Genomic DNA, 20,852 nt, shown 5'->3' on the forward strand with positions numbered 1-20,852 from the left:
CGCGTACTTACACGATGGGGTAGACAGTGGTTCTGAAAACCTTCGGGTGGTCGTTCGCCATCACGGCGATCGGCCTCGCTTTCGCCGCTTGGCAGTGGGGGTGGGAGGCGTTCGGGGTCGTTCTGATCCTGTCGATCCTCGAGATCTCGCTGTCCTTCGACAACGCGGTCGTCAACGCCGGAATCCTGAAGAAGATGAATGCCTTCTGGCAGAAGATCTTCCTCACGATCGGCATTCTGATCGCGGTCTTCGGCATGCGGCTGGTCTTCCCCGTCGCGATCGTCGCCATCAGCGCCAAGGTGGGGCCGATCGAAGCCATCGAACTCGCCCTGGACAAGCCGGCGCAGTACGAGGCACTGGTCACCGACGCCCACGCGGCGATCGCCGCGTTCGGTGGCATGTTCCTGCTGATGATCTTCCTCGACTTCATCTTCGAGGACCGTGACATCAAGTGGCTCGGCTGGCTCGAGCGCCCGCTGGCCAAGCTCGGCAAGGTCGACATGCTGTCGGTCTGCATCGCGCTCATCGTCCTGCTGGTCACGGCGATGACCTTCGCCACCCACGCGCACACCAGCGCCGGCCACATGGACAAGTCCTCCACCGTGCTGCTCTCCGGTGTCGCCGGTCTCATCACGTACCTCATCGTCGGCGGCCTGTCCGGCTTCTTCGAGAACAAGCTGGAGGAAGAGGAGGAGCGCGAGCACGAGGAGGAGGAGAAGGCCAAGGCCCAGGGCAAGCCGGTCTCCGCGGTCGGCCTGGCCGGCAAGGCGGCGTTCTTCCTCTTCCTGTACCTGGAAGTCCTCGACGCCTCCTTCTCCTTCGACGGTGTCATCGGCGCCTTCGCCATCACCAACCACATCTTCTGGATGGCGCTCGGCCTCGGCATCGGCGCGATGTACGTCCGTTCGCTCACGGTCTACCTGGTCCGCCAGGGCACCCTCGACGAGTACGTCTACCTGGAGCACGGCGCCCACTACGCCATCGGCGCCCTCGCGGTCATCCTGCTCATCACCATCCAGCACGAGATCAGCGAGCTGATCACCGGCGGCATCGGCGTCGTCCTCATCGCGGCGTCGTTCCTGTCCTCCGTCATGAGGAACCGGGCCATCGCGGCGGCCGAGGGAAAAGCTGACGCCTCGGGCAAGACCGGGGTGAAGTCCGGGGTGTGACGACCCCGGCAATGAGGAACGCTTCTCTGCGGGGCGGCCGGAGCACCCGGCCGCCCCGCGGCGTGTGAGGCGCCGTACGGGGGCGGAGACGACACGGGTACGAGTGTGGGGGGTGCGGAGCCATGGGCTTCCTGGACAATCTCTTTCCGGGCAGGGGAGAGCCGTTCGATTCGGGCAGCCCCGGGTCGAACTCGATCGACTTGACCAGACGGCGCCCCAGCGTCTCCCTGAGCAAGCAGGGCGCCGCCACCGGCAACCTCCGGGTCAACCTCTCCTGGCGGATGCGGTCCTCGGACATCGAGCGCCGCCCCCGCCAGTCGAGCAGCCTGCTGCGCCATCCGCTGAAGCTCTTCAAGCCGGAGGAGGTCCAGGCCCACACCCAGGGCGTCGTCAACGTCGACCTCGACCTCGGCTGCCTCTACGAGCTGGCCGACGGCAGCAAGGGCGTGGTGCAGCCGCTCGGCGGCTTCTTCGGCGAGCTCAACGAGCCGCCGTACGTGAAGCTCAGCGGCGACGACCGCTTCGGGGCGCCGTCCGGTGAGACGATCTTCGTCAATCTCGACCACCGGGACGCGATCAAGCGCCTGCTGTTCTTCGTCTACATCTACGACCAGACCCCGGCCTTCGACCGCACGCAGGCCAAGGTCACGCTCTATCCGAGCAACGGCCCCCGGATCGAGATCGAGCTGGACGAGGACGCCCCCCAGGCCCGCTCCTGCGCGGTGTTCACCGTCGAGAACGTCAAGAACGAGCTCGTCGTCCGCCGCGAGGTGCGGTTCGTGTACGGCTTCCAGGCCGAGCTGGACCGGCTGTACGGGTGGGGCCTCCAGTGGGGCCGCGGCTACAAGTCGAAGACCTGACCGGGCCCGCGCCGGGCTGCCGGTCCGTGCCGGGCTCCGGCTCCCCGCCGCCCTCCGGGTCCGTGCCGGGCTCCGGGTCCGTGCAGGGCTCCGGGTCCGTACCGGGCTCCGGGTCCGTACCGGGCTCCGGCTCCCCGCCGCCCTCCGGGTCCGTGGCGGGCTCCCGGTCCGTGCCGGGCACGGGGGCCGCCGTGGCGTCAGCGTCCGACGAACTGCGGACCCATCGGCGGCATGCGGAAGTCCGGGGCCGCGTGCGGATACCCGTACGCGGCAGCGGGGGCGGGAGCGGGTGCGCCCGACGGCTGCGGATAGCCGTACGCCGGTGCGGGGGCCGGTGCGGGGGCCGGTGCCGGGGGAGCGGTGGGCTGCGGGGGTACGGGCGGAGGCGGCGGCGGCGTCCCGGCCCCGGCCCCGGACGGGGTGTGCACCATGGTCGCGTCCGGGTCGTGCGCCGGACCGGGCGCCCGGGTCCCGGCCTGCGGCTGCCCCTGTCCCTGTTCCTCGGGGGAGGCGTCGGTCTCGGGGTCCGTGCCGGCGCCCTCCGCCGCGTCGTCCACCGACACGCCGAAGTCGGTGGCGAGCCCCACCAGACCGGTCGGGTAGCCCTGGCCGACCGCGCGGAACTTCCAGCCGTCCCCGCGCCGGTACAGCTCGCCGCAGATGATCGCCGTCTCCTCGCCGGTCTCCGCCGACACGTCGAACAGCGCGAGCGGCTCCCGGTCCGCGGGCCCCGCCGCCGCGTCGTAGATCAGGATCCGCAGGTCCATGACGCGCCGGAAGGTGTCACCGTCGGAGGAGGCGGCGATCACCACCTGGTCGACCGAGGCGTCGAGCCCGCCCAGATCGGCCTCCACCGTGTCCGTGAGCCCCTCGGCGTCCCGCTTCTTCGCCAGCCGGCGCACGAACCCCGAGGGGTGGCGCGGCTGGTTGTAGAACACGAAGTCCTCGTCGGACCGCACGCGCCCGTCCACGCCGAGCAGCAGGGCCGAGGCGTCCACGTCGGGCACCCCGGGTCCCGGAGTCCAGCGGAGCACGGCCCGTACGGCCGCGGTGTCGAGAGGGACGTTGGAGCCCTTCAGCATCGCGTGCGTCATGCCCGTCATCTTCCCTGCCCGGTCGCCTCCCGGACAACGCGGGGGGCCGGATGCGGACGAGTTACCTGAACTTCACGTTCTCGGGGAACTACGGACACCCATACCTACGTACTATTACCGGCCACATGTCGTCAGAGCCTCAGGGGCCAGTCGGGGGAGATACATGCGTCATTTCGGGCACATCCCGGCCGCCACGCGGAGCGGGCTGTTCCACCGGGAGCCCGCCGAGTTCTCGGCCGGGTCCCCCGCGCGCACGCTCGCCGTGGCGCTGGGAGCCACGCTCTACAGCCCGGCCACCCGGCCCCGGCTCGCCGACGACGTGCGCAAACAGGCCGCGCGCGGCGTGGTCTCCATGGTGCTGTGCCTGGAGGACTCCATCAGCGACGCCGACGTGGAGGCGGGCGAGGACAACCTGGTCCGCCAGTTCGCCGACCTCGCCGCGTCGGCCGAAGCGGGCGACGGGCCCGACGGCGGCGCGGCGGCGGGCGCGGACGTGCCCCTGCTGTTCGTCCGGGTCCGCGAGCCCCGCCAGATCACCGACCTCGTCTCCCGGCTCGGCGAGACGGTACGGCTGCTGTCCGGATTCGTACTGCCCAAGTTCACCGAGGCCCGCGGCCGCCCCTTCCTCGAAGCGCTCACCGCCGCCGAGCAGTCCTCGGGCCACCGGCTCTTCGCCATGCCCGTCCTGGAGTCCCCCGAGCTGCTCCACCTGGAGTCCCGGGCCGAGACCCTGGCCGGCATCGCCGCCCTCACCGACAAGTACCGCGAGCGGATCCTCGCCCTCCGCCTCGGTGTCACCGACTTCTGCTCCCACTACGGGCTGCGCCGCTCGCCCGACATGACCGCCTACGACGTCCAGATCGTCGCCCACGTCATCGGCGACGTCGTCAACGTCCTCGGCCGCTCCGACGGCACCGGCTTCACCATCACCGGCCCCGTCTGGGAGTACTTCCGCCCCGGCGAGCGCATGTTCAAGCCGCAGCTGCGCCGCAGCCCCTTCCTGGAGGGCCGCGCGGAGGACCTGCGCACCGCGCTCATCCAGCACGACCTCGACGGACTGCTGCGCGAGATCGAGCTCGACCGTGCCAACGGCCTGCTCGGCAAGACCTGCATCCACCCCACCCACGTGGTCCCGGTCCACGCCCTGTCCGTGGTCAGCCACGAGGAGTACAGCGACGCCCAGGACATCCTGCGGCCGGAACGCGGCGGTGGCGGGGTGCTCCGATCCGCCTACACGAACAAGATGAACGAAGTGAAGCCCCACCGCGCGTGGGCCGAACGGACCCTGCGGCGCGCCGAGGTCTTCGGCGTCGCCCGCGAGGACGTCGGCTTCGTGGAGCTGCTCACCGCCGGACTCGCCGGCTGACCGCCGGACTCACCGGCAGACGAAGGGACAACGACGACGTGGTGTGGACCGGAACCTGGGTCGCGGAGCGACTGGGCGTCGAACTGATCGGCGACGAGGAGCTACCGGGCCTGCTGGGCCTCGCACTGCGCCGCAACCCCAAGCGCGCCCACCTGCTGGTCTCCAACGTGCTCGGCAAGCACGTGCCGCAGCGCCCCTCGGTGGTGCGGGACGCGGGCCACGGCCTGGGCGTACGGGTACGGGAGCTGCTCGGCGACGAGGAGGCCGCGCGGGCCGTCGTCCTCGGCTACGCGGAGACCGCGACCGGCCTCGGCCACAGCGTCGCCGACGGGCTGGCCCTCGCCCCCTACCTGCACTCCACCCGGCGGCCGGTCCCCGGTCTCGCCCCGGCCGGCGGCTTCGAGGAGTCCCACTCGCACGCCACCTCCCACCTGCTGCTCCCGGAGGACCCGAAGCTCCTCGCGGGCGACGGCCCGCTGGTGCTGGTCGACGACGAGTTCTCCACCGGGAACACGGTCCTCAACACCATCCGCGACCTGCACGGACGCCACCCGCGCGAGCGCTACGTGGTGGTCGCCCTCGTCGACATGCGCGGCCCCGCCGACCGGGACCGGCTCACCGCCTTCGCCGCCGAGCTCGGCGCCCGCGTCGACCTGATCACACTGGCGTCCGGCACGGTGGGCCTCCCGCCCGGCGTCCTGGAGAAGGGCCAGGAACTGGTGGCCCGCCACGAGGCCGCGGGCGCGACCGACGGTCCCCCCGCGACCGGGTCGTCCCCGGTGCTGCCCGAGGCGTCCCCGGTGCCGTCCGGGTCGTCCCCGATGCCGTCCGGGTCGTCCCCGGTGCTGCCCGTGCAGACCGGGCCGATCGTGCAGACCGGACCGACCGCGCTGCCCGCGCCGCGCGGGCCCCGCCGCGCCCCGGTCCGCGTGGACCTGGCCTGGCCGGCCGGAGTCCCCGACGGTGGCCGCCACGGCTTCACACCGGAACACCGCACCCGCCTCGAAGCGGCCCTCCCGGCCATGGCCGCCCGCATCCGCGAGGCGCTCGACACCGGCGGGTCCCCGTCCCGGCCGGCCGGCGAGGTGGCGCAAGGCGGCGACGCACCCCGCGTGCTCGTCCTCGGCTTCGAGGAGCTGATGTACGCGCCGCTGCGGCTCGCCGAAGAGCTGGAGCGGGCGGGCGCGGACGTCCGCTACTCCACCACCACCCGCTCGCCGGTCCTCGCCGTCGACGACCCCGGCTACGCCATACGGACCCGGCTCGTCTTCCCCGCGCACGACGCGCCCGCCGACGGACCCGGCGAGCGGTACGCGTACAACGTCGCCGGCGCCGGCTTCGACGCGGTCGTCGCCGTCGTCGACTCCGTCGCGGACACCCCGGAGCTCCACGCCCCGGACGGCCTGCTCGCCCGGCTCGCCGCGCACATACCGCACGTGCTCCTGGCCGTCGTCCCCTCGTACGTACCGCCCCCCGCGCCCGCGGAAGCGCCCGACGCGGTTCGGACCGACGACACGGGCCGGATCGCCGACACGGTTCGGATCACCGACGCCCTTCAGGACGCCGACACCGTTCGGACGGCCGACGCCCTTCAGAACCCCGACGCCGTTCGGATCGCCGACGCCCTCCAGAATCCCGACGCCGTTCGGATCGCCGACGCTCTCCAGACGCCCGAAGCTCCCGACGCTCCCGAAGCTCCCGAAAGGAGCTCCATGCTGCCCGAGCCCCTCCGCGGCCCCGCCTTCTCCTCGTACGCGCCCGAGGAGGTCGGCTGGCTGCTCCAGGACCTCTCGGACGTGGAGCTCGAGGCCCCGACCGAGGAGCGCGAAGAGGCCATCCAGAGCGGCGGCGCGCACTACGCCGAGTCGCTGCCGGTCGAGTACCAGCCCAGCGAGCGCTACCAGGAGCTGTTCCACAGCGCCCTGGAGGAATCCGCCGCCCGTATCGCCCGTGCCGTCGGCACCGTCACCGAGACGGTCCTGGCGGAGCGGAGCGCCCGGCGGCCCGGCCGGAGCCCCGTCCTCGTCTCCCTCGCCCGGGCCGGCACGCCCGTCGGCGTGCTGATGCGCCGCTGGGCGGGGCACCGGCACGGCCTGGAACTCCCGCACTACGCCGTCTCCATCGTGCGCGGCCGCGGGATCGACGCCAACGCGCTGCGCTGGCTCGCCGCCCACCACGACCCGGCCGACGTGGTCTTCGTCGACGGCTGGACCGGCAAGGGCGCCATCACCCGCGAACTGGCCGCCGCGCTCGCGGAGTCCGGCGAGTTCCGGGACTTCGACCCGGAGGTCGTGGTCCTCGCCGACCCCGGCTCCTGCGTGCGCACCTACGGCACCCGCGAGGACTTCCTCATCCCCTCCGCCTGCCTCAACTCCACCGTCTCCGGCTTGATCTCGCGCACCGTCCTGCGCTCCGACCTGGTCGGCCCGCACGACTTCCACGGTGCCAAGTTCTACCGGGAACTCGCCGGCTCCGACGTCTCCGGCGCGTTCCTCGACGCCGTCACCGCCCGCTTCGACGAGGTCGCCGACACCGTCGACGCCGACGTCAAGGAGCTCCTCGGCGCCGACCGTACGCCCACCTGGGAGGGCTGGGCCGCGGTCGAGCGGATCAGCGAGGAGTACGGCATCCACGACGTCAACCTGGTCAAGCCGGGCGTCGGCGAGACCACCCGGGTCCTGCTCCGCCGCGTCCCCTGGAAGATCCTCGCCCAGCGGAGCGCCGGCGCCGACCTGGCCCACGTACGGCTGCTCGCCGAGCAGCGCGGCGTACCGGTCGAGGAGGTCGACGAACTGCCGTACAGCTGCGTCGGCCTGATCCACCCCCAGTACACCAGGGGTGCGACAGGTGCCGACGGCAAGGCGGTGGTGTCCCGATGAGTTCCGCACCCGTCACCCCCGCTCCCTCCGCGGCCGCCACTCCTGCCGCCGGGTCCGTGCCCGCCGCCTCCGGGCCCGTCCTCGTCGCGAGCGACCTCGACCGCACCCTCATCTACTCGACCGCCGCGCTCGCCCTCGGCATGCCCGACGCCCAGGCACCCCGGCTGCTCTGCGTCGAGGTGCACGAGTCCAAGCCGCTCTCCTACATGACGGAGGAGGCCGCCGACCAACTGCGGGCGCTCACCGAGGAGACCGTCTTCGTCCCGACGACCACCCGGACCCGCAAGCAGTACCAGCGGATCAGCCTCCCCGGCGGCGAGGGCGAGCGGGGTGCGGACGGCGGTCGACACGGCGTCCCGCCCACGCACGTGTCCCCGCACACGTCCCCGCACACGTCCCGGGACACGCACACGCCCACATACGCGATCTGCGCCAACGGCGGGCACCTGCTGGTCGACGGCGTCACCGACCACGACTGGCACGCCGACGTGCTCCGCCGGATCGCCGACGCCTGCGCCCCGCTCTCCGAGATCCGCGCCTACTTCACCGCCACCACCGACCTGTCGTGGGTGCGCAAGCACCGGGTCGCCGAGGACCTGTTCGCCTATCTCGTGGTCGAGCGGGAACGGCTGCCGGAGGAGTGGCTCGCACGGTTCACCGAGTGGGCCGGCGAGCGCGGCTGGACGGTCTCGCTGCAGGGCCGCAAGGTGTACGCGGTGCCGAAGCCGCTCACCAAGAGCGCCGCCGTCCGCGAGGTCGCCCGCCGCACCGGCGCCGCCCTCACCCTGGCCGCCGGCGACTCGCTCCTCGACGCCGACCTGCTGCTCGCCGCCGACCGAGCCTGGCGCCCCGGCCACGGCGAACTCGCCGACGCCGACTGGACCGCGCCGCACGTGGAGGCGCTGGCCGAGCGGGGCGTGGCGGCGGGCGAGGAGATCCTGCGCCGCTTCCGGGCGACCGCGAGGGAGCACGGCTCGCCGCGCCAGCTCTCCGCCGAACCGGCCCTGCCGCCGCCCGGTCTCCCCGCGGCCGTCCTGCCGTCCCCGGCCCTGCCTACGACCGGCCGGCCCGCGCCCGGCGTGCTCCCCGACCCGGCCTGAGCGCCCGTACGACCCGCAGCGCGACGAAGCACACCGCCGCGGCCGCCGCCGTGACGAGCACCGCCTTCGAGTAGACCGAGACGTAGTCGGTGACCTGCTCCCAGTTCTCGCCGAGCACGTACCCGGCGAGGACGAAGGCGGTGTTCCACAGCGCGCTGCCGAGGGCCGTGAGGGCCAGGAAGACCGGCAGCGGCATCCGTTCGACCCCGGCCGGCACCGAGATCAGACTGCGGAAGATCGGCACCATCCGGCCGAACAGCACGGCCTTCGTGCCGTGCCGGGCGAACCACGCCTCCGTCCGTTCGATGTCCGCGACCTTCACCAGCGGCAGCCGGGCCGCGATCGCGATCACCCGCTCCCGCCCGAACAGCGCGCCCACGCCGTACAGCGCGAGCGCGCCGACCACTGAGCCGGCCGTGGTCCACAGCAGCGCGGAGAGCAGGCCCATCCGCCCGGTGGAGGCGGCGAAGCCGGCGAGCGGCAGGATCACCTCGCTGGGGATGGGCGGGAAGAGGTTCTCCAGGGCCACGGCGAGGCCCGCACCGGGCGCGCCGAGGGTGTCCATCAGGCTGTTGATCCAGGTTTCCATGCCTTCGACGCTAGGGATCAGGGCGTCGGGGTGGACTGCTGCCGGCCGCAGGGATCGGTGTGGTTTTCCGCAGGGTGCGCGGGCCCGGGGCCCGCTAGCGTGGACGATCATGAGAGATCTCCGGGGCGACCACGGCCGACAGGACCCGGCAACCGGGCCGCCGACAGGAGCGGCGAACGGGAAGGCGAGCGGGAAGGCGAGCGGGAGCGGGGCGGCACGGGGCTTGCGGGGGCCGGGCGTTGGGGTTCCGGGCGTTGAGGTTCCGGGCGTTGAGGTTCCGGGCGCTGGGGGTCCGGGTGTTGGGGGTCCGGGTGTTGAGGTTACGGGCGCTGGGGGCTCGGGTGTTGAGGTTCCGGGCCCGGGGGTCCCGGGGCCGGGGGTGCCGGCCCAGGGGCGGGAGCCGGTTATGGGGACGGCCACGGCCACGGGCACGGGCACGGACGGGTCCGGGGCGGCTGAGCCGGGTACGGCCACGGGGACGCCGCAGGTCGGGGCCGCCGGGCGGCGTACGGCCCCGGGTACGCAGCAGGTCGGGGCCGTCGGGCGGCGTACGGCCCCGGGTACGCCTCCGGCCGGGGCCGCCGGTCCAGGCGCCGCCACCGCTGCGGCCACCGCCGCGCCTCAGGGCCGCGGGTCACGTACGGGCACCGCCCCTGGGCGGCGTACGGCCACGGGCCCCGTCGCCGGCGCGCCCTCGGCCGGGGCCGCTGGTCCAGGCACCGCCACTGCTGCGGCCACCGCCTCGCCCCAGGGCCGTGGGTCACGTACAGGCACCGCCCCGGGGCGGCGTACGGCCACGGGCCCCGTTGTCGGCGCGCCCTCGGCCGGGGCCGCTGGTCCAGGCACCGCCACTGCTGCGGCCACCGCCTCGCCCCAGGGCCCTGGGTCACGTACGGGCACCACCCCCGGGCCCCGCTCGGCTGCCGCGCTCCTGATCGGCGTCGCCGGGAAGGGCCTGCGCACGGCGGCCGGTCTCGGGCTCGGTGCCGCCGCCGTGCTCCTGGAAGCGGTGGCGGCGCTCGCCGTGCTCCCGCTCGCGGCACGGCCGCGCGGCCGGCGGTCGGTGACGGCGGCAGCCGGGCGCATGGTGCGGCTGGAACGATGGCGGCTCGACCGGTTCCTGGGCGTCCGCGTCCCGCCGTACGGGCGGGCGCGCACGGTCCCGTACCTCCTCGCGCGCTGGCCGATCGGGCTCCTCGGCGGGATCGTCCTCGGCTGCGCGGCGATCGGCCTGGCCTACCTCGGCTTCGCGCTGGTCGGCTGGCTCTTCGTCGACCTGCGGCAGCCGGCGATGGTCGCCCTGGCCGGCCTCGGCGGGCTGCTCCTCTTCTTCCTCGCCGGCCAGGGCATCGGCCAGGTGGCCCGCATGGAGGGCGAGCTGGCGCTGCGGATGCTCGGGCCCAGCCAGGCCGACGCGCTGGAGGCCAGGATCGCCGAACTCGCCGCGAGCCGCGCCGAGATCATGGACGTCGTCCACGAGGAACGCCGCCGCATCGAGCGCGATCTCCACGACGGCGTGCAGCAGCGGCTCGTCGCCCTCGGCATGCTCATCGGCCGCGCCCGCCGCAGCCAGGACCCCGGGCGCGCCGCCGAACTGCTGCTCCAGGCCCACGAGGAGAGCCACCGCGCCCTGGCCGAACTCCGCGAGGTGGCCTGGCGGGTGCACCCCGCGATCCTCGACCAGGCGGGCCTGCGCGGCGCCCTGGAGGCGGTCGCCGAGCGCGGCCCGCTGCCGGTGCGGCTGGACTACGCCGTCGCCCGCTCCGGGGAGCTGCCGAAGGCAGTGGAGACGGCCGCGTACTTCGTCGTGTCCGAGGCCGTGACGAACGTGGTCAAGCATGCCGGCGCGACCGGAGTGGACGTACGAGTGAGCTGGGAGGACGGGGAGTTGGACGTACGGGTGCGGGACGACGGCGGCGGTGGCGCGGATCCCGGAGGCAGCGGTCTGGCCGGCCTGGCGAGCCGGGTCGCCGCGCTCGACGGGCGGCTCGTGGTGGACAGTCCGGCGGGCGGACCGACGGAGATCCGGGCGGTGCTGCCGTGCGCGTGATGCTGGCCGAGGACTCGACCCTGCTGCGTGAGGGGCTCGTACGGCTGCTGGCCGAGGAGGGCCATGAGGTGCGGGCCGCCGTCGGCAACGCCGTCGAACTGCTCGCGGCCGTCGAGGCGGACCCGCCGGACGTGGTCGTCGCCGACGTCCGCATGCCGCCCACGCACACCGACGAGGGCCTGCGCGCCGCGCTGGAGATCCGCTCCCGGCTGCCGGAGGTGGGGGTTCTGGTGCTGTCGCAGTACGTGGAGAAGCGGTACGCGACCGAGCTGCTGACCGGCGGGGCCGGGGGCGGAGCCGACGGCGGGGGCGGGGGCGGCGTGGGCTACCTGCTGAAGGACCGGGTGGCGCAGGTCGACGAGTTCCTGGACGCCCTGGACCGGGTGGGGCAGGGGCGCACGGCCTTCGACCCGGAGGTCGTGCGCCGCCTCCTCGTCCGCTCGTCGCACACCGACCCGCTGGCCCGCCTGACGCCGAGGGAGGCGGAAGTGCTCGCGGCGATGGCGCAGGGCCACACCAACGCCTCGGTGGCGGCGCGGCTGCACGTGTCGCAGAGCGCGGTGGAGAAACACATCAACGCGATCTTCGACAAGCTGGAACTGACGGGCCGGAGCGACGGCTACAGCAAGCGGGTGCTGGCGGTGCTGAGGTACCTGGACAGTTAGCGCGGGGGCCGGGGCCGGGGCCGTGGCTCCCGGCCCCGGCCCCCGGTAACCGGCCGCGGCCCCGCGTGCCCGCGTGTGCTGGACCTAGCCGCAGCAGCCTCCGCCGCAGCAGCCGCCTCCGCCACCGCCCGCGGAGGGCGCGGCCTGTGCGGCCGTCCCGCCCACGGCGACGGCGGAGAGCAGCTTCACGGTGTCGTCGTGCCCGGCGGGGCAGGCGGCGGGATCGGAGGACTCGGCCATCGGACGGCTGAGTTCGAAGGTGTCGCCGCAGGTGCGGCAGCGGTACTCGTAACGGGGCATGGCCCCAGGTTACGGCGTCAGGTCACGGCTTGGCCCGCTCCTCACGGATCCGCTCGACGACCTCGTGGGCGGTGGCGCGGATCGCCTCCAGTTCGGTGAGGAAGGCCCAGTAGTCGGGGTGGCGGCCGGTGTCGAGGGAGGCGACGGCCCGGTCGAGCCGGGCGACGGCGGCGTCGAGGGGCTGGGCGTGCCGGGGATCGGGGGTGGTGCGGCCGGCCATGGCGAGCCGCTGGGCGTCGCGGAGGGCGAAGCGGGCCCGGTCGATCTCGGCCTGAGGGTCCTTGGCGACGGCGTCGAGGCGGCGCAGCCGTTCGCCGGCCGCGGCGACGCCCTCGTCGGCGGTGTTGAGCAGGGCGCGGGCGGTGGCGAGCAGGGCGGTGGCGTCGGGCCAGCGCTGCTCCTCGCGCGCCTTCGCCGCCTCCGCGAGCCGGTCCTCGGCCTGCCGGGCGGCGGTGACGGCCTGCTCCGGGACGTGCTGGAGGTCCTGCCAGCAGGCGGCGGAGAAACGGCGGCGCAGCTCGGACAGAACGGGTTCGACCCCTTCGGCCCGGGTGGTGAGGGCCTGGGCGCGGGTACGGAGCGACACGAGCCGCTTGTCGATCTCCGCGGCCCGCTCCGGGAGGCGCTCGGCCTCGGCCCGTACCGCCTCGGCTTCGCGCAGCACGGTGTCGGCGCGCTGCAGGGTGGCGGTGACTCCGTGCCGCCCGGCGCCCTCGTTGAGGCGGGTCAGCTCGGGCCCGAGGCGAGCGAGCCGGAGGGCGAGGTCGTCGGCGCGCAGACCCTGCTCCCTGACCGTGTCAAGAGCGGTGCTCGCAGATCGGAGCGCCGCTCGCGCGCGCTCGACGGCGGGCGCGAGCCGGGCCAGCTGGGTCTCGGCCCGGTCGAGCAGCGGAGCGAGCCCCTGCTCGAACCGGTCCAGCTCGCCCTTGACCCGCACGAGCTCGTCGCGAGCGCGCTCCAGCTCCGTGCGGGCGCGCCCGGCGGTCGCGGCGTCGAGCTCGTCGCGGTCCAGGTCGTGGGCGTCGACGGCGGTGATGTAGCCGTGGCTGACCTCGTCGATCCGCCGCCCGAGCGCCGCGAACCCCTCGGCGGCGCGCCGGGCGTCGGCCGAGTCGTCCACGGCCGTGATCGTCTCGATGGAGATCCTGAGCCCGCGCTGTGCGGTGTCGAGCTCGTAGAACGCGGCCGCGGCGGCATCCTTCGCCGCCTGCGCCTCGGCCCGCCGGCTCTCGTCCCGCCCCCCGAACCACCGCCGGGTCCTCTCGGTCGCCACGTCACCCTCTCCCCGTGCTGTGTCCGCCGCCCTGCCGGGTCCGGTTCATTGTCCCACCTGGTGAGGACGTCGACACGGTCCGATCAGTTCACCCATCCACCGGTTTGCGGCACCCACCGGTCAGCCATGTACGCTGTTGCCTCATTCCACGGGTGCGTAGCTCAGGGGTAGAGCGCTGCTCTTACAAAGCAGATGTCGGCGGTTCGAAACCGTCCGCGCCCACCAGCACGAAGGCCCCGGACCGATCATGGTCCGGGGCCTTTGACATCCACTTCTGACATCAACGGGAGCGGCCGATCGCGACCGGGGACGGCTCCTGAGCAGCCGATCCACGTGGCTCACGGCCTCCCGCTGGGTGTCCTGGACGACGTGCGTGTAGACGTTCATCGTCACGGCGATCTGGCTGTGCCCGAGGATCTCCATCACGACGCGGGGCGGCACGCCGGCGGCGGTGAGGAGCGTCGCGGTACCGTGCCGGGCGTCATGCAGCCTGACGACGCGAAGGCCGGCGTTTTTCGCGACGCGGGTGAACGAGCGGTAGAGGTTGCGCGGCTCGATGGGCTGGCCGGTGCGCGTGGCGCCCGAGGTCTGGGAAGAGACCGGCACCCGCGTCGAGGTGGACGAGCTGACCGGGGTCCACAAGAACACGACGCGGGGCATCGTCGCTCTGGTCTTCCGCTGCAAGCCCGCGGGCGGCGCCGAGCGCACGTCGGACGAGTCGACGGCGGTCGAGTGGCTGACGCCGGCGGAGGTCGAAGAGCGCATGGCCGAGGTCTTCGCGATCCGGGTCCCGGACGCGTTGGACGGGGCGGGCCCCCACGTCCGGAGATACGACGGCCGCCGACCGATTGCGCAGCCGTGACCGTGAAGCCGACGCGGATGTCCCGCGAAGAAGCGATCCCTCTCGTGCAGCCCCTCATGAACGGGGAGACCTCCGAGGACGAGGGTGACGACATCCTGGACGACCTAAGGCGCGGCCTGGCGTGCCCTCACATCAGCGACTACATCTTCTGGGACTTCATCCTGAGCTGACCGCCGAGTAGGTCGTCGACAGGGCAATGGCCTACAAGTCGATCGCCCTCTGAGGACAGTGCAGTGCGGTAAGACTTTCTCTACTTCATCAAGGCACCCGGCTGCGCTCCGCTCCGCCGGGCGGGCTTCCCGGCTCCGCTCCGCGCGACGCTCCTGCCTCCGGCCCGCTCCGCGCGCGCTGCGCCGACGCCCGCCCCTGCAAGACGGGATAGGCCCAAGGGCATGAGTCGAGCCCCAACGGCCGCCGATTCCCAAGGTCACCGACATGCCTCCGGCGGGGGCCTCAGGCTCCGGGATGGCGGGGGCGCCGTACGCGGGTGCCGGCCGGTGGGGGGTGGCGGTGGGGAACTCCCATCCCGCCTGCCATCGACCCAGGACAAGCCGAGCAGACACGGCACCGGGCGTCCAGGTCGTTCGTACAGTGGCGCGCTCCACCTGGACGCCCGGCACCGCGCCCGCTCCACATTCGTGTGGGCCGACGGCAGACGGGATGGGAGTTGGGAGTGAGTGATGGGCAAGCGCATTGCCCCGGTAACCGCAGTCCGAAGCCGCGGCGCGGCCCACAAGGATTGGACGGCACTCACCCACCTACAGCCCTGCCGGCTGTGTCTCTCTTCAGAGACCTGACGCTCTGAATGAAGCCCACCACCCCGAACAAGCCGGTGAACGCTGCAGGCGCCGCAAGCCACCACCACGCACCTCCGTTCTCCGCAGCGCCGTAGAAGAGAACGGCCGACGCTGCCATGAAGACCAGCGCTAGGACAATTCCCACGGGATCTCGTCGTTTATCGCTCTCGACTTTGATGAAGGTCTCGATCGTCGCATCGACGTGCTTGATCAGGTCGCTTCTCACCTCGCTCCCGTCTGGGAGAAGGCTCAGAATCTCTAGCTCCAGCCTGGCCATCTCCCAGCTAGGCGGCTTCCTGAAGCGCCGTTCAATCAAAACGCCAACGACGCCCGCTACGGCCACAACGACGGTGGCGATCGCGTTTCCGTCCATGAGTCGAAGGTAAGCGGCGGATCACGGTCCTGCTCGCTGCGTACCGGGAAGCATGCGCACGGCCATGGGCTGACAGGGCAGTCTTGGCCGTCGACGGAGCCCCGTCGGTCGGGTCGGGGCTCACACCGGGCCCCCAGAGACGCAGCCGTACAACAGCGCTGGACACCTCGGAAGCCTGGCCGCGCTTTGCGGGAGTGGCCGGACCGACGAGGTCTGAGGCCGTGCCGCAACGAGCCACATCGAGCGGGGAGCCACGGGAAACGAGGGGCATTGGCAGTCCCGGACTATGGATTGCTCTCCGGGCATGGTGCAGGCCAGGCACACACCCGCCCTCCTGCTAGCCCGCAGCGCTTGTACCCTCCTGGCCCGGCTCGAACGGGTTGGCGCTGCGGGTCTACAGCTGCCAGTGGACGCAGACGAGATGGCCATAGGCGGCGAGCCGAGCCGTCGTCCCTGGGCCACGGGACGGTGATCGAGGGGCGTCAACCATGACCGGGCACGACCGGCTGAGTTAGAGCAGGCATGTGGGGAATGAGGGGCAGGTTGCAGGCCGAGTTACCCCTCCCCAAGGGAAACGTCATTCACTGAGGCCGTAGCACTTCTCTGAAGAATGGCGGATGCGATCAGCCCGAGGCCCTTAGCCATGCGAACCGGGACAGCGTTACCGATCTGGCGTTCAATCGACCCGTAGTTGCCAGTGAAGGCGTAGCTCACCGGGAATGTCTGAAACGTGGCAGCTTCCCTTAGCGTCAACCCACGATGTTCAGTCGGATGTACGAAGGTTCCGCAAGCTGGCGTGGTGCATCGCGTCGTCATTGTGGGCGCAGGCTCATCCAACTTAACACGACCATACGAGCTGGCAGCAGACCTATTCTTCAGCTTTCGATGACAGTCGAGCTGATGTTCTGCTGGCAAGTCGAATCTGTTCCCATTGACAGGAATGGACTCAATTCTCCGCCGCACAACAGGACTGTTCTCGCGATGCACGTCGAGAGGGTCGCCAGGGCGCAAGTGTCGCTTCAAATGATCCAGCACGTTACGCGCCGTCCGCCTGCTCGTTGCGAAAGTTCCTGGCAGAAGACTCAAGATTTCCTCATGAGGAGAAAAGAGCAAATCCCCCCGCACCGCGAATAGAATGAACCGTTTCCTCCTCTGCGGCACTCCGAACGACGTGGCATCCAGCGCATCCCCCCGAAACGTGTACCCCTTTCCGCGAAGGTGGTTCAAAAGAGTGGAAAGACGCGCATCGCGTTGCAGCCCAGGCACATTCTCCAGAAGAAGGATCTTCGGCAGCATCCCATCGACAAACCTCGCAACATCAAGCACGAGGTCATTTCGTTCCTGGTCCACCTCTCCCTTGGCCAGAGTTGAGAACCCTTGACACGGGGGACACGCCTTCAGGACATCAAGCTGCCCCTGTCGGAGCCCGATCGATCGCAGGAGTTCGAAGGGGTCAACCTGACGGATGTCACAACTGAGGAGCTTCACCCTGGGGTGGTTCTGCCGGTAGGTCGCTGCGGCTTCCACGTCATTCTCTACAGCAGCTAGAACGTCAAGGCCGGCGTCTCGAAGGCCCCGAGTAGCCCCCCCGGCCCCAGCGAACAGGTCGACGGCACTGGGTCTGAGCATGAAGCGATCTTAGCCCCGGAGGGCTAGCAAAGCGCCAGTATCCCTGGCGCGTTGACTGCTACTGGATCACACTATGTGCACTGAAGGTGACCGACCATCACCGAGATGGGCGGCCGTCACGGGAGGGGTGCAGGTGGAACAGCAGAGCGCGCATGAGGCTGGCGACCACGGGACCGACGAGGGGACCCTGTTCGCGGCGGTCCCCGCTCAAAGCATGCCCGGACATGATGACTTCACGTCCAGCGATACCCCCTCCTCGGGCGAACCGTACACAATGCGCATCAGTCGCCTAACTGTTGACAAGCTGGGCATCAAGATGTATGACCGGGTCTCCGCGGTGCTCGCCGAGGTCATCGCCAACGCCTACGACGCCGATGCCGTAAACGTGAAGGTCTATCTCCCCTGGGGAGTGTTCCTGGCAGCAAAAGCCGGAGCTGCACCGGTCGGCCCCTACGAGATCTCGATCACGGACGACGGTCACGGAATGACCTCCGCCGAAGTCAACAGCCATTACCTCACTGTCGGATCCGATCGCAGGAAACGGTTCGGTAAGGACTCTTCACGGGATAAGAACAGGCCCGTGATGGGGCGCAAGGGTATCGGAAAGCTCGCACCGTTCGGCATTTGCGAGACCGTCGAGGTAATCACGGCTGGCGGCGACAAAACCGATAAGGGATACGCGGTTGCCCACCTCATCCTCTCCTTGAAAGACATCCTCGACGACACCCACAATGTGTATCACCCGACCCCGGGACCCCTGAACGGCACGTGGGCGCCCGACCACGGCACTACGATCAAGCTGCGAGATTTCCGACGGAAGCGGGTCCCGTCCGGCACCGAGCTTCATCGGCAGCTCTCTGCTCGATTCGGGATTCAGCGAGCCGACTGGAACGTGGAGCTACACAACACTGAGGACACCCTCTTCCCTGAATCGCTACGCCTCGGAGAACTGGACATCGAAATCTTGGAGGAAACCAAGATGATCCTCGATGACCGCTGCGTAGAAACGGAGGCGGGAGAAAAGCTCCCCATCTCCGGATGGCTCGCTTATACGCGGAAGCCTTACAAGGACGAAGCGATGGCAGGAGTTCGAATCTTCTCGCGAGGGAAGATCGTCTCCCAGACGCGCGATTTCGGCATTCCTTCGGGATTTCACGGCGAGTACAGCATCCGTTCATACCTGGTGGGGGAAGTTCACGCCGAATGGCTGGATGAGAACGAGGACCTCATTCGTTCCGACCGCCAGGACATCATCTGGAGCTCCGAGGCCGGCGACGCACTAAAGAGGTGGGGGCAAGCTGTTATTCGCGAGTTGGCGAAGAGAGGTAAAACGGCCCTCTCCAAGCAGACATGGCAGGACTTTGAAGAGACTTCGAAGATTAGCGAGCGCCTTGCTCAGGAAGCACCCGGAGATAGAGAGTACCAAGAGTCCGTCAAGCAAGCTGCCCGCCTCCTCGTCTCGGATCGAGATCGAGAGTCGATGTCAAACCCCGAGCATACAGAAAAGGTGTTCCAGCTCTCCAAGGTGATCGGCCCGCACAAGACGCTCCTCGAAACGCTTCATCAGGTAGCCGAGGTCTCAGAGAGTCCACTGGATATTATCCTTGGCCTGTTTCAGAAGGCCCGGATCGCCGAAATGTACTCACTCGGCCAAGTGGCATCTGAGCGCATCGAGGTGGTCAACCGACTGACCACTCTGATTAACGACGGAACGACCTTGGAGCAGCCGTTGCAGGAGCTTCTAGAGCAAGCTCCTTGGTTGCTGGCACCTGAGTGGACCCCGCTTGGAATGAACGAATCACTTGAGCGAGTAAGAAAGTCGTTCGAAGCGTGGTACTTCAAGAAGGAAGGCGTGTCCCTTGTGACCACGGCCATCAACCGTCACCGCCGAGAGCCTGATTTCGTCATGCTCCATGACTCAGGCACTCTGTGGATCGTCGAGATCAAGCGGATGAACTACCACCTGACCGACGCGGAGTATCTGCGGGCCGTCAACTACCTCACCGATCTGGATACGTTCCTGAACGAGAACCAGACTCTCGGGCAACAGTTTCCAGTACGGAAGCTCACCTTCATCGCCGACCACACCGATAAGCTCAGCAGCGTTTCTATTTCCTCGATGCAAAACGACCATCGAATTGATATCAGGGGCTGGCATGAACTCCTCGACGACACGTTGAGGGCTCACCGTGACTTCCTCTCACGCGTGGAGGCGGTTCGAACCGACGGCGCGCTGCCGCCAGCCGTGAACTAGCACGAACGCCCTTCCAAGGGCCACCCCCCGTTTGCTTAGCGGTGGCGTGGACGACCTGTGGACGGCGTGGAGCATGAAGACTCTCCCAGAACACTGAGCAGCATCAATGCACACGACGCACGCGCCCTCCGGAGCCGTGTGCATCACCGTGCATCCGTGTGCGCCTTCCTCGGCCAGTGGCGTCGGCTGGAGGCTGCCAGGGTCCGTACGGGTTCCCGGAAGGGAGAGGAGAGAGCGTGACCCAGCCGAAGTGCGGGGCTCCGAAGCAGCGGGGAGGCCGGTGTACGCGGCCGGCTGAGCCAGGCAGCGGTCAGTGCTGGCAGCATCAAGGCGAGTGGACGGCCCGCGCACAGGCGGACCGCAAGAAGAAGGAAGCTGAAGCGAAGAAGCAGGCCCTTCGGAAGAAGAAGTGGTCGTGGTGGTGACCGGCGACTGACATCCACGGCTGACATCAACAGACGTGGACGCGGGTGGCCGAAGGCGGTCTCCAGAGGCAGAAGAACCCTCGGCTGTTGGCCACGCGCGGCCGCTCCGATCGAACTTACAAAGCAGATGTCGGCGGTTCGAAACCGTCCGCGCCCACCAGCACAAGCGCGGCGGCGAGGGCTCGGCCGACTCGTGAGCAGTGCGACCCGGCGCGTCTGTCCCGGGTCGCGTCTGTCCGGGGCCTCGCCGTGCCGGTGCAGCCGGACGCCAGGGGGAACCGTCAGGAGGGACATGCGAGCGGATGGCGCGGACGGGATCAGCAGCTCTCGCCGAACTTCACCGCCGTCAGCGTCACCGGCCGGCCGTCCAGTTTCGTGCCCACCGCCGGCGTCTGCGTGCAGACCTGCCAGTTGGACTCCATGAGGACCATCCGACCCTCGGGTGAGGCGTCGGTGACGGTCAGGCTCGTGGACGGGTCCAGGGACTGACGGGCGACCTTGACGGACTTGCCCGTGAAGTCGGGCATCGTCGAGGCGGTCGTCGGCTCCGTGCCGCCCTCGTCCTCGGGCGGGCACGTCTCCTCCAGCTTGACCGTGGCGAAGTCGACCTTCGTGTCGGTCGGGTGCTCACCGGGGCCCGGACTCTGCCCGCACACCTTCCAGTTCCGGTCGAGGGCCTGCAGGCGGCCCCGGCCGAGGGCGTCGTGGGAGTGCAGGTTGAAGAACCCGGCGGCCTGGGCCTGGTCCTGCGCCGACTGGAGGCCCTTGCCCGTCATGTCGGGCAGGGCCGCCGGCTTCGCCTCGCCCTCGGGCGCGGCGGTGGTCCGGGTGGCGGCGGGCTTGTCGCCGGGGCTCGTCCCGCTGTCCTCGCAGGCGGTGGCGGTCAGGGCGAGCGTCGCGGCCGCGACGAGGGCAGCGGTGAGGTTCATGCGCATCTCGCCAGACTGCCGGACGCCGTACGGCCCGTGGGGCAGTTCGCCCACTTCTCGTTCCCACCAGGAGTGCCGGCTGCCCGCACACGGCTGGGCCACCCTCAGCTCCTCCACCGTGCCGACACCCGGGAAGAGATCCGGGGGCGTCGTCGTGGGCCGCCTGCCGCAGCGTGGGCGAAGGGAGCGCTCGTCGCCCACGCTGCCGCGTCGGTGATCGCCGTCGCCGTGCGGCCCC

At 70.4% G+C, this 20,852-nt stretch carries 16 protein-coding genes, 1 tRNA gene and 2 pseudogenes; 11 read left to right on the plus strand and 8 right to left on the minus strand.

Features of this window, described 5'->3' with window-relative positions; genetic code table 11:
* The first annotated feature begins 26 nt into the window (after positions 1-26).
* Both ABD954_RS23930 and ABD954_RS23935 read left to right on the plus strand, forming a co-directional pair.
* Positions 27-1,169, plus strand: a complete 1,143-nt coding sequence (locus ABD954_RS23930; RefSeq protein WP_345488703.1) for a DUF475 domain-containing protein — start codon at positions 27-29, stop codon at positions 1,167-1,169.
* A 122-nt stretch (positions 1,170-1,291) separates the two neighbouring features.
* Entirely contained in the window at positions 1,292-2,029 is a 738-nt protein-coding gene (locus ABD954_RS23935) for a TerD family protein (RefSeq protein ID WP_345488705.1), read from the plus strand.
* Between the two features lie 197 nt (positions 2,030-2,226).
* Here ABD954_RS23935 and ABD954_RS23940 read toward each other — a convergent pair whose 3' ends face one another.
* On the minus strand, positions 2,227-3,123 hold the full coding sequence (locus ABD954_RS23940; protein WP_382745773.1) for a TerD family protein: 897 nt from the start codon (positions 3,121-3,123) through the stop codon (positions 2,227-2,229).
* A 163-nt stretch (positions 3,124-3,286) separates the two neighbouring features.
* Here ABD954_RS23940 and ABD954_RS23945 point away from each other — a divergent pair, with 163 nt between their 5' ends.
* The 3 genes from ABD954_RS23945 to ABD954_RS23955 are packed head-to-tail and all read left to right on the plus strand — an operon-like array spanning position 3,287 to position 8,468.
* Positions 3,287-4,489 carry an HpcH/HpaI aldolase/citrate lyase family protein gene (locus ABD954_RS23945; RefSeq protein WP_345488709.1) on the plus strand — a complete coding sequence of 401 codons (1,203 nt, stop codon included), beginning with the start codon at positions 3,287-3,289 and terminating at the stop codon, positions 4,487-4,489.
* Between the two features lie 41 nt (positions 4,490-4,530).
* Positions 4,531-7,368, plus strand: coding sequence for a phosphoribosyltransferase (locus ABD954_RS23950; RefSeq protein ID WP_345492428.1), 2,838 nt, complete (start codon positions 4,531-4,533; stop codon positions 7,366-7,368).
* The gene (locus ABD954_RS23955) at positions 7,365-8,468 is read left to right on the plus strand and encodes an HAD family hydrolase (protein WP_345488711.1); all 1,104 of its coding nucleotides are present in this window, start codon (positions 7,365-7,367) and stop codon (positions 8,466-8,468) included. Before ABD954_RS23950 ends, ABD954_RS23955 begins: the two co-directional genes overlap by 4 nt.
* Here the strand turns inward: ABD954_RS23955 and ABD954_RS23960 are convergent.
* A complete protein-coding gene (locus tag ABD954_RS23960) occupies positions 8,422-9,057 on the minus strand; it encodes a DedA family protein (protein WP_345488713.1) in 636 nt (211 codons plus the stop codon). The genes ABD954_RS23955 and ABD954_RS23960 overlap by 47 nt on opposite strands.
* Before the next feature lie 931 nt (positions 9,058-9,988).
* Between ABD954_RS23960 and ABD954_RS23965 the strand changes: the two genes are divergently transcribed.
* Both ABD954_RS23965 and ABD954_RS23970 read left to right on the plus strand, forming a co-directional pair.
* Positions 9,989-11,107, plus strand: a complete 1,119-nt coding sequence (locus ABD954_RS23965; protein ID WP_425584113.1) for a sensor histidine kinase — start codon at positions 9,989-9,991, stop codon at positions 11,105-11,107.
* Positions 11,107-11,772: a response regulator transcription factor gene (locus tag ABD954_RS23970; protein WP_345492430.1), complete on the plus strand. Its 666-nt coding sequence runs from the start codon at positions 11,107-11,109 to the stop codon at positions 11,770-11,772. Before ABD954_RS23965 ends, ABD954_RS23970 begins: the two co-directional genes overlap by 1 nt.
* A gap of 84 nt (positions 11,773-11,856) precedes the next feature.
* Here the strand turns inward: ABD954_RS23970 and ABD954_RS23975 are convergent, their stop codons facing one another.
* On the minus strand, positions 11,857-12,072 hold the full coding sequence (locus ABD954_RS23975; protein WP_345488717.1) for an FmdB family zinc ribbon protein: 216 nt from the start codon (positions 12,070-12,072) through the stop codon (positions 11,857-11,859).
* A 22-nt stretch (positions 12,073-12,094) separates the two neighbouring features.
* Entirely contained in the window at positions 12,095-13,345 is a 1,251-nt protein-coding gene (locus tag ABD954_RS23980; protein ID WP_345488719.1) for a coiled-coil domain-containing protein, read from the minus strand.
* A gap of 150 nt (positions 13,346-13,495) precedes the next feature.
* Between ABD954_RS23980 and ABD954_RS23985 the strand changes: the two genes are divergently transcribed.
* Positions 13,496-13,570 (plus strand) — tRNA-Val (locus ABD954_RS23985).
* Between the two features lie 75 nt (positions 13,571-13,645).
* Here the strand turns inward: ABD954_RS23985 and ABD954_RS23990 are convergent.
* Positions 13,646-13,921 (minus strand): annotated as a pseudogene (locus tag ABD954_RS23990) (tyrosine-type recombinase/integrase); the annotation flags it as partial.
* On the opposite strand from ABD954_RS23990, the pseudogene ABD954_RS23995 reads away from it, so the two are divergent.
* Both ABD954_RS23995 and ABD954_RS24000 read left to right on the plus strand, forming a co-directional pair.
* Positions 13,920-14,207: pseudogene (locus ABD954_RS23995) on the plus strand (NUDIX hydrolase); the annotation flags it as partial. The pseudogenes ABD954_RS23990 and ABD954_RS23995 sit on opposite strands and share 2 nt — an antisense overlap.
* Positions 14,208-14,251: 44 nt before the next feature.
* Positions 14,252-14,377, plus strand: a complete 126-nt coding sequence (locus ABD954_RS24000; RefSeq protein WP_345488721.1) for a hypothetical protein — start codon at positions 14,252-14,254, stop codon at positions 14,375-14,377.
* Positions 14,378-14,957: 580 nt separating this feature from the next.
* Here the strand turns inward: ABD954_RS24000 and ABD954_RS24005 are convergent.
* Both ABD954_RS24005 and ABD954_RS33655 read right to left on the minus strand, forming a co-directional pair.
* The gene (locus ABD954_RS24005; protein WP_345488723.1) at positions 14,958-15,377 is read right to left on the minus strand and encodes a hypothetical protein; all 420 of its coding nucleotides are present in this window, start codon (positions 15,375-15,377) and stop codon (positions 14,958-14,960) included.
* Between the two features lie 555 nt (positions 15,378-15,932).
* Positions 15,933-17,006 (minus strand): DNA cytosine methyltransferase, encoded by a 1,074-nt coding sequence (locus ABD954_RS33655; protein WP_382745771.1) that lies wholly within the window; start codon positions 17,004-17,006, stop codon positions 15,933-15,935.
* A 133-nt stretch (positions 17,007-17,139) separates the two neighbouring features.
* On the opposite strand from ABD954_RS33655, the gene ABD954_RS24010 reads away from it, so the two are divergent.
* Complete coding sequence (locus ABD954_RS24010) at positions 17,140-19,260, plus strand: ATP-binding protein (RefSeq protein WP_345488725.1); 2,121 nt, start codon at positions 17,140-17,142, stop codon at positions 19,258-19,260.
* A gap of 742 nt (positions 19,261-20,002) precedes the next feature.
* Here the strand turns inward: ABD954_RS24010 and ABD954_RS24015 are convergent.
* Positions 20,003-20,620: a hypothetical protein gene (locus ABD954_RS24015; RefSeq protein ID WP_345492432.1), complete on the minus strand. Its 618-nt coding sequence runs from the start codon at positions 20,618-20,620 to the stop codon at positions 20,003-20,005.
* Positions 20,621-20,852: the final 232 nt, after the last annotated feature.

Source organism: Streptomyces roseoviridis, from assembly GCF_039535235.1.
Classification (GTDB): Bacteria; Actinomycetota; Actinomycetes; order Streptomycetales; family Streptomycetaceae; genus Streptomyces; species Streptomyces roseoviridis.